General features: G+C 64.1%; 9 protein-coding genes and 1 pseudogene. 2 read left to right on the top strand and 8 right to left on the bottom strand.

From position 1 onward, the window contains the following. From EOC06_RS42170 to EOC06_RS10535, 6 genes are all read right to left on the bottom strand, one after another. Positions 1–659, bottom strand: a 659-nt coding sequence (locus EOC06_RS42170; protein ID WP_128337024.1) for a thymidine phosphorylase, incomplete at its 3' end; no start/stop codon positions are given. Continuing rightward, a complete protein-coding gene (locus EOC06_RS10555; RefSeq protein WP_128307705.1) occupies positions 659–1,468 on the bottom strand; it encodes a purine-nucleoside phosphorylase in 810 nt (269 codons plus the stop codon). The genes EOC06_RS42170 and EOC06_RS10555, both read right to left, overlap by 1 nt. A 30-nt stretch (positions 1,469–1,498) precedes the next feature. Continuing rightward, a complete protein-coding gene (gene cdd, locus EOC06_RS10550) occupies positions 1,499–1,891 on the bottom strand; it encodes a cytidine deaminase (RefSeq protein ID WP_127266925.1) in 393 nt (130 codons plus the stop codon). 56 nt (positions 1,892–1,947) lie between these two features. Beyond that, complete coding sequence (locus EOC06_RS10545) at positions 1,948–2,919, bottom strand: ABC transporter permease (RefSeq protein WP_127266924.1); 972 nt, start codon at positions 2,917–2,919, stop codon at positions 1,948–1,950. 1 nt (position 2,920) lies between these two features. Beyond that, on the bottom strand, positions 2,921–4,060 hold the full coding sequence (locus tag EOC06_RS10540) for an ABC transporter permease (protein WP_127266923.1): 1,140 nt from the start codon (positions 4,058–4,060) through the stop codon (positions 2,921–2,923). After that, positions 4,057–5,589 carry an ABC transporter ATP-binding protein gene (locus EOC06_RS10535; RefSeq protein ID WP_128307700.1) on the bottom strand — a complete coding sequence of 511 codons (1,533 nt, stop codon included), beginning with the start codon at positions 5,587–5,589 and terminating at the stop codon, positions 4,057–4,059. The genes EOC06_RS10540 and EOC06_RS10535 overlap by 4 nt, the downstream gene beginning before the upstream one ends. 232 nt (positions 5,590–5,821) lie before the next feature. Between EOC06_RS10535 and EOC06_RS10530 the strand changes: the two genes are divergently transcribed. Both EOC06_RS10530 and EOC06_RS10525 read left to right on the top strand, forming a co-directional pair. Beyond that, entirely contained in the window at positions 5,822–6,028 is a 207-nt protein-coding gene (locus EOC06_RS10530; protein WP_189367407.1) for a SlyX family protein, read from the top strand. A gap of 21 nt (positions 6,029–6,049) precedes the next feature. Beyond that, positions 6,050–6,457, top strand: coding sequence for a hypothetical protein (locus EOC06_RS10525; RefSeq protein WP_127266920.1), 408 nt, complete (start codon positions 6,050–6,052; stop codon positions 6,455–6,457). Here the strand turns inward: EOC06_RS10525 and EOC06_RS10520 are convergent. Next, positions 6,452–6,913: a GNAT family N-acetyltransferase gene (locus EOC06_RS10520; RefSeq protein ID WP_127266919.1), complete on the bottom strand. Its 462-nt coding sequence runs from the start codon at positions 6,911–6,913 to the stop codon at positions 6,452–6,454. The two genes, EOC06_RS10525 and EOC06_RS10520, sit on opposite strands and share 6 nt — an antisense overlap. A gap of 115 nt (positions 6,914–7,028) precedes the next feature. Then, positions 7,029–7,166, bottom strand: a pseudogene (locus EOC06_RS42165) (BMP family ABC transporter substrate-binding protein); the annotation flags it as partial.

Raw genomic sequence — 7,166 nt, 5'->3', positions numbered from 1 at the left:
CTGTTGGCGAGTGCGGTGGCGTCGCGCGATTTTTCCATGAAGGCGCCGTTGCCGACCTTGACGTCGAGCACCAGCGATTGCAGCCCGGCCGCCAGCTTCTTCGACAGGATCGAAGCGGTGATCAGCGGCACCGATTCGACCGTGCCGGAGACGTCGCGGATCGCGTAGAGCCGTCGATCGGCGGGCGCGAGGTCGGCGGTCTGGCCGATGATGGCACAGCCTGTTTCGAGCACCGCCTTGCGAAACAGCGCGACGTCGGGCTGGCTGATGTAGCCGGGAATGGCATCCATCTTGTCCAGCGTGCCGCCGGTGTGGCCAAGGCCGCGGCCCGAGATCATCGGTACATAGGCGCCGCAGGCGGCGACGATCGGCGCCAGCATCAGCGAGACATTGTCGCCGACGCCGCCGGTCGAATGCTTGTCGGTGACCGGGCCGGGCAGGTCCGACCAGTCGAGCACATCGCCGGAATCGCGCATCGCCAGCGTGAGCGCCACGGCCTCGTCGCGGTTCATGCCGTTGAAGAACACCGCCATGGCGAAGGCGCCGGCCTGGCCATCGGTGACGGCGCCCGACGTCACGCCCGCGACGAAGCCGGCGATCTCCTCTTCCGACAGCCTGAGGCCATCGCGCTTGCGGCGGATGATTTCCTGGGGAAGCATCAGATCTCCAGCAGTCCGTCGCGGAACACGCGCTGCAGGATCGTCGCCAGCCGCGCGCCGCCGACCGGTGCCATGTCCTTGGTCTCCTGGTGCGATAGCTCGGCCCCGGTCATGCCGGCCGCCAAATTGGTGATGACCGAACAGGCGGCGACGCGCAGTCCTAGGAAGCGGGCGAGAATGACCTCCGGTACGGTCGACATGCCGACCGCATTGGCGCCCATGATGCGCGCCATGCGGATCTCGGCCGGCGTTTCGAAGCATGGGCCGGAGAACCACATATAGACGCCCTTGTACAGGGTGGTGCCGGTCGCATTTGCCGCCCGCTCGATGGCCTGGCGGATGCCGGCATCATAGGCTTCAGTCAGGCCGACGAAACGCCGGTCGCTTGGTTCGCCGATCAGCGGATTGGTGCCCGAGAAATTGATGTGGTCCGATATCAGCATCACCGAGCCCGGCGGCATGTCCGGATCGACCGAACCGGCGGCATTGGTGAGGATCAGTTTCGTGATGCCGATGCCGGCAAGCACTTCCAGCACCGGCCGCATCGCCGCGGCAACGCCGTGCTCGTAGTAATGGGCGCGGCCCGACAGCATCAGCACCGGCGCGCCGGCAAACAGCCCCGCCACCACCTCGCCGGCATGTCCGGTGACACCGCTTCTGGGAAAACCGGGCAGGTCGGCATAGGAGATGCGGATCGGGCCCTCGATCTGGTCGACCAGACCGCCGAGGCCCGAACCGAGCACCAGTGCCGTGGCGGGCGCCAAGCCGTCCAGCCTTTCGACGAGATGATCCAGGGCTTTTTCCGTCATCGCTGCCAGCTGTTCATTTGCGCCCATTGCTCATTTCAAAATATCGCCGCGGAAGCCGTAAGGCAGCATGTCGCCCATGGTCACGGTCTCGGCCACACCTGCATTGTCGCAGAGATAGAGCTTTGTTTCCGGCCGGCAGAATTCGGCCAGCCGCTGCCGGCAGCCGCCGCAAGGCGAGCATTTCGCCATGCGTTCGGCGATGACGGCGATTTCCACGATCTTGCCGCCGCCGCCCATGATGTAGTGGCCGAGCGCAGTGGTCTCGGCGCACCAGCCTTCCGGATAGGAGGCGACTTCGATGTTGGCGCCGGTAAAGACGCGCCCGTCCTCGGTTCGCAAGGCAGCGCCGACCGGAAACTTAGAATAGGGCGCGTAGGCCTTGGCCATGGCGGCCTTGGCGGCCTCGAACAGATCATGCGACATTCAGGTGTTCTCTCCGATGATCGTGTTCAAAACCCGGCGCAAAGCCGACCTGCCGCTCAACGTTCCTTGACATAAGGTACGCCGCCGGCGCGTGGCGGGATTGCCTTGCCGATGAAGCCGGCGAGCAGAATGACGGTGAGGATGTAGGGCAGCGCCTGCATGAACTGCGCCGGCACCTTGCCGATGATGGGCAGCGGTGATCCCTGCAGGCGGATCGACGCCGCGTCCAGGAAGCCGAACAGAAGGCAGGCGAACATGGCGTTGACCGGCTTCCACTTGGCGAAGATCAGGGCTGCCAGCGCGATGTAGCCCTTGCCGGCGGTCATGTCCTTCACGAAGCCGCCATTTTGCACCATCGACAGGTAGGCGCCGGCAATGCCGGTGAGGATGCCGGTGCAGATCAGCGCCCTGTAGCGCAGCCAGGCGACCGATATGCCGGCAGTATCGACGGCGGCCGGGTTCTCGCCTACGGCGCGCAGCCTGAGGCCAAAACGGGTGCGAAACAGCACCCACCAGGTGAACGGCACCATCAGGAAGGCAAGATAGACCAGGATCGAGTGGCCCGACAGGAGCTCGGCATAGATCGGTCCGATGATCGGAACGCCGCGGATGGCCTCGGCGCCCGGCAAGGTGATGGCCTCGAAGCGCTCGCCCGGTTGCAGCGCCGGCGTGCGCCCGCCCTGCTGGAACCAGGCCTGGCCGAGGATGATGGTCGAGCCGGCGGCGATGAAATTGATCGCCACGCCGGAGACGATCTGGTTGCCGCGATGGGTGATCGAGGCAAAACCGTGGATCATGGCAAAGGCGACCGAGATCAGGATCGCCATGCCGAGGCCGAGAAAGGCCGAATGGAACACGGAAGCGGCGGCCGCACCGGCGAAGGCGCCGACCAGCATCTTGCCTTCGAGACCGATGTCGAAGATGCCGGCGCGTTCCGAATAGAGGCCGGCGAGGCAGGCAAGCAGCAGCGGCACCGAAAGGCGGATGGTGGAGTCCAGTGTCTGGATGATCGCGTTGAACACATCCATCTCAGGCACCTTTCCCCTTGACCGCTTCCATGCCCACCGATCGCGGACTGAACGAGGCGAACAGCGCCTGGATGTAGGGCCGGAACATGTGCTCGAGGGCACCGGCAAACAGGATCACCAGGCCTTGAATGATGACGATCATGTCGCGGCTGATCGCCGGCATCTCGAAGGCGAGTTCGGCGCCGCCCTGGTAGAGCATGCCGAACAGGATCGCCGCCAGCACGATGCCGACAGGGTGCAGGCGGCCCATCAGCGCCACGGCGATGCCGACGAAGCCGGCGCCGGAAACGAAGTCGATGGCGACATTGTGCTGATCGCCCATCACCGGATTGAGCGCCATCATGCCGGCCAGCCCGCCCGAGATCATCATGGCGGTGATGATGATGCGGGTTTCGGAAATGCCGGCATAGCGTGCCGCTTTCGGGCTGTGACCGTAGGTGCGCATCTCATAGCCGAGCTTGGTGCGCCAGATCAGCAGCCAGACCAGGAAGGCCATGACCAGCGCCAGCAGGAAGGTGACGTTGAGCGGCGCCGAACGGATCTTGGCGCCGAACAGCTCGATGATCCAGTTGAGCTTGGGCAATTCCGCGCCGGCGAGGAAGTTACGCGTCTGCGGCGCTTGCGAGGCGGCTGGCTTCAACGGGCCGACCAGCAGGTAAACCATGATCGAGGCGGCGATGAAGTTGAACATGATGGTGGTGATAACGATGTGCGAGCCACGCTTGGCCTGCAGATAGGCCGGGATGAGCGCCCACAATGCGCCGACCGTCGCCGCGGCAATGATCGCCAGCGGGAAGGTCAGCCACCATGGCAGTGTGCTGTCGAAGCTCAGGCAGACGATGGCGATGCCGAGGCCGGCGATGTAGGCCTGCCCTTCGGTGCCGATGTTGAACAGGCCGCAATGCGCGGCCACCGCCACCGAAAGCCCGGTGAAGATGAAGGTGGTGGCATAAAAGAGGGTGAAGGCGATGCCTGTGCCTTTGCCGAAGGCGCCCTCGACCAGGATGACGGCTGCGCGCAGCGGATTCTCGCCGACCAGAAGCACGACGAAGCCGGCGACGACGAAGGCGACGAACAGATTGATCAGCGGGATCAGGCCATAGTCGGCCCAGGCCGGCAGTTTGGCGTAAGGCGCGCTCAAAGTGCTGCCTCCTGGTGCTCGATGCCAGCCATCAGCAGGCCGAGCTCGCCCTCGGTCGCTTCGGGACCGCGCTCGCCGACGATGCGGCCCGCAAACATCACCAGGATACGGTCGGACAGCGAACGGATCTCGTCCAGCTCGACCGACACCACCAGCACCGCCTTGCCCTGGTCGCGCATGGCGATCAGGCGCTTGTGGATGAATTCGATGGCGCCGACATCGACGCCGCGTGTCGGCTGGCCAACGATCAGAACACCAGGGTCCTGTTCCATCTCCCGCGCCAGCACGATCTTCTGCTGGTTGCCGCCGGAGAAATTGGCGGTCTTCAGCCGGCAGTCGGCCGGGCGGATGTCGTATTTGGCGATCTTGTCCCTGGCATCGTTGCGGATGGCATCGATGTTGAGGAACGGCCCCTTCAAATAGCGGGGATCGTCGTGATAGCCGAGGATCGAATTCTCGTTCTCCTCGAAGGCCAGCACCAGCCCGACGTGATGGCGGTCCTCCGGCACATGCGCCAGGCCGCGGTCGCGCAGTTCGCCCGGGTCGGCGGCGCCGGTCAGGTCGATCGGCTTGCCGTCGAGCATGACCGAGCCGGACACCGCACGCCTGATGCCGGAAATCGCCTCGAGCAGTTCGGATTGTCCGTTGCCGGCGACACCGGCGATGCCGACGATCTCGCCGGCCCTGATATCGAAGGAGATGTCGTCGACCATGGTTACGCCGCGCGTATCCTTCACCGTCAGGTTCTTGACCGCGAGCTTGACGGCGCCGGCCTCGGCCTCGCCCTTCTCGACCCGCAAGAGCACGCGCCGCCCGACCATCAGCTCGGCCAGTTCCTCGACCGTGGTCTTGGCTGTCTCGCGCGTCGCCACCATCGTGCCCTGGCGCATCACCGACACGGTGTCGGTGATGGCCATGATCTCGCGCAATTTGTGGGTGATCAGCACCACCGTCTTGCCCTGGTCTTTCAATTGCCCGAGGATGCGGAACAGGTGGTCGGCCTCGGCCGGCGTCAGCACGCCCGTCGGCTCGTCGAGGATCAGGATCTCGGCGCCGCGATAGAGCGCCTTCAGGATCTCCACCCGCTGCTGTAGGCCGACCGGCAGTTCCTCGATGATTGCATCGGGATCGACTTCCAGCCCGTATTCACGCTCCAGCCGCTCCAGTTCGGAGCGCGCCTTGGCGATGCTCTTCTTCAGCAGCGCATCGCTTTCGGCGCCGAGGATGACGTTCTCCAGCACCGTGAAATTGTCGACCAGCATGAAGTGCTGATGCACCATGCCGATGCCGAGCGCGATGGCGTCATTGGGGGTCTTGATCGAGGCCGGCTGGCCGCCAACGCGGATTTCGCCGCTGTCGGCCTGGTAGAAGCCGTAGAGGATCGACATCAGCGTCGACTTGCCAGCTCCGTTCTCGCCGACAATGCCGTGGATCGTGCCGCGACCGATCTCAAGATTGATGTCCCGGTTGGCGCGCACCGCTCCAAAGCTCTTGTTGATGCCGATCAACTCGATTGCGGCTTGCGCCATGCAGCCTGTCCCACTCTTAATTTTTTTTATCGCTTGGTCAAAATGCCTAGCATGACGCTCCGCCCGTGCCAATTGGCGGAGCCGGTTCACTCTCGACAAATCCCGGTGCGCTTGTCAATTTGCAACGTGGCCGGGGCCTTCACATTCGCTAGTATGACGGCGCCGAAATTCGCATCACGGCGCAAGACATCGCGGTCAACGACATCGCGGCGAAGATTGGGGAATTCACATGATCATGCCCGCCGACCGGCTGACGACGCTGGAAATACGCGCCGCCGAGCAGGAGAAGACCATCGAGGAACTGTCCGGCCAGATCGCCGAGCAGTGGAAGGTGATCGAGCGCATGCAGCGCAAGCTGGACGCGCTGACGGATCGCTTCCTGGCGCTGGAGGAGCAGACAGGAGATGAAGTGCCGGTAACCAAGCCACCGCACTGGTGAGGAAAAGGGAAGGTGCACGCCTTGGTCAGTGAAAGCGATCGCATCGCGCGGGCCGGCGAATATGTGCTCGGTCTTATGAACGACAAAGACCGCGAACGGGCCGAACGTGACCTGGAGGTCGATCCCGCCTTCCGCGACGCGGTCGCGCGACTTGCCGAGCAGATGTATTTCTTCGACCGTTACGGAAAACGCGACCTGCTGCCTGGCAGGCATTGGGAACTGGTTACCCAACGCCTAGCCGAGTTACCTCAGATGCGCAGCGTCGAGCTCGGCGGCAATGAGGTCAAACCGCGCACGGTGATCCGAAGCCTGTCCCGGCCACCATACGGCATTGGCGTGCACGCGCTTGGCGGCCGGCGCGGAGTTGTCGTTGCCGCCGGGCTGATGGTGGCGTTCGCGCTGGGCTGTCTCGTCGCGAAGCTGCTATAGGCGAGGGCGGCGCGACATCAGCGCCATCTTCTCGCCGTCCGAGCCGCTTATCTCAACGGTATTCCAGCCGAGAGCCGCGTAGAAATCACGCGCATCCCATGTGTAGAGATGGAGCATCTCGACGCCCCGTGACGCCGCATGGGCTTCCGTTGCCTTGACCAGCGCGGTGGCGATGCCTCGGCGTCGATACCTTGCATCGACGACCAACCCGGCCAGCCATGGCGTCAGATCATGTACGGGCTCCAGCTCGTGGCGGACCAGCAGGCATGTCCCGACCGGGGTGTCGCCGATCCGGGCAACGAATGCCGCCTCGAAGCCGTCACCGGCGATCAAGCCACGAAGCCCTGCCGCATCTTCCCCGAGCGTCCTTCCGGTTCCCTCGAAAAACGTGGCCAGGCGCAGCTGGGCTACCGCTGCTACGTCGTGCTCGCCGATGGGTGCGATCTTTGGCTGCATCTGTATCCCGAAACGGTGGCCGGCACGGAGCGAACGTTTCGCTCGATCCGGTAAAGACAAAACCGCCGGGCTGGCGCCCGGCGGTTTGCAGATCATGTCTGTGTGTTCGTGCCGCTCAATAGGGGCAAGCGTTGTCAGCCGTATAGTCGTGCACTTCGGTCTTGCCGGCAATGATGTCGGCCTTGGCCTTTTCGACGGCCGCCTTCATCTCGTCCGTCACCAGCGCCTTGTTGTTGTCGTCCATGGCGTAGTC

The sequence above is a fragment of the Mesorhizobium sp. M7A.F.Ca.MR.362.00.0.0 genome, from assembly GCF_004023175.1.
GTDB lineage: Bacteria > Pseudomonadota > Alphaproteobacteria > Rhizobiales > Rhizobiaceae > Mesorhizobium.
Note: the sequence above shows the minus strand (reverse complement) of the source record. Positions and strands in the feature narration are given on the sequence as shown.

Bases quoted from the DNA above. Each gene is read 5' to 3' on its own strand.
- cdd (WP_127266925.1), bottom strand. From the start codon at position 1,891: ATGTCGCATGATCTGTTCGAGGCCGCCAAGGCCGCCATGGCCAAGGCC.
- EOC06_RS10535 (WP_128307700.1), bottom strand. From the start codon at position 5,589: ATGGCGCAAGCCGCAATCGAGTTGATCGGCATCAACAAGAGCTTTGGA.
- EOC06_RS10520 (WP_127266919.1), bottom strand. From the start codon at position 6,913: ATGCAGCCAAAGATCGCACCCATCGGCGAGCACGACGTAGCAGCGGTA.
- EOC06_RS10545 (WP_127266924.1), bottom strand. From the start codon at position 2,919: ATGGATGTGTTCAACGCGATCATCCAGACACTGGACTCCACCATCCGC.
- EOC06_RS10555 (WP_128307705.1), bottom strand. From the start codon at position 1,468: ATGACGGAAAAAGCCCTGGATCATCTCGTCGAAAGGCTGGACGGCTTG.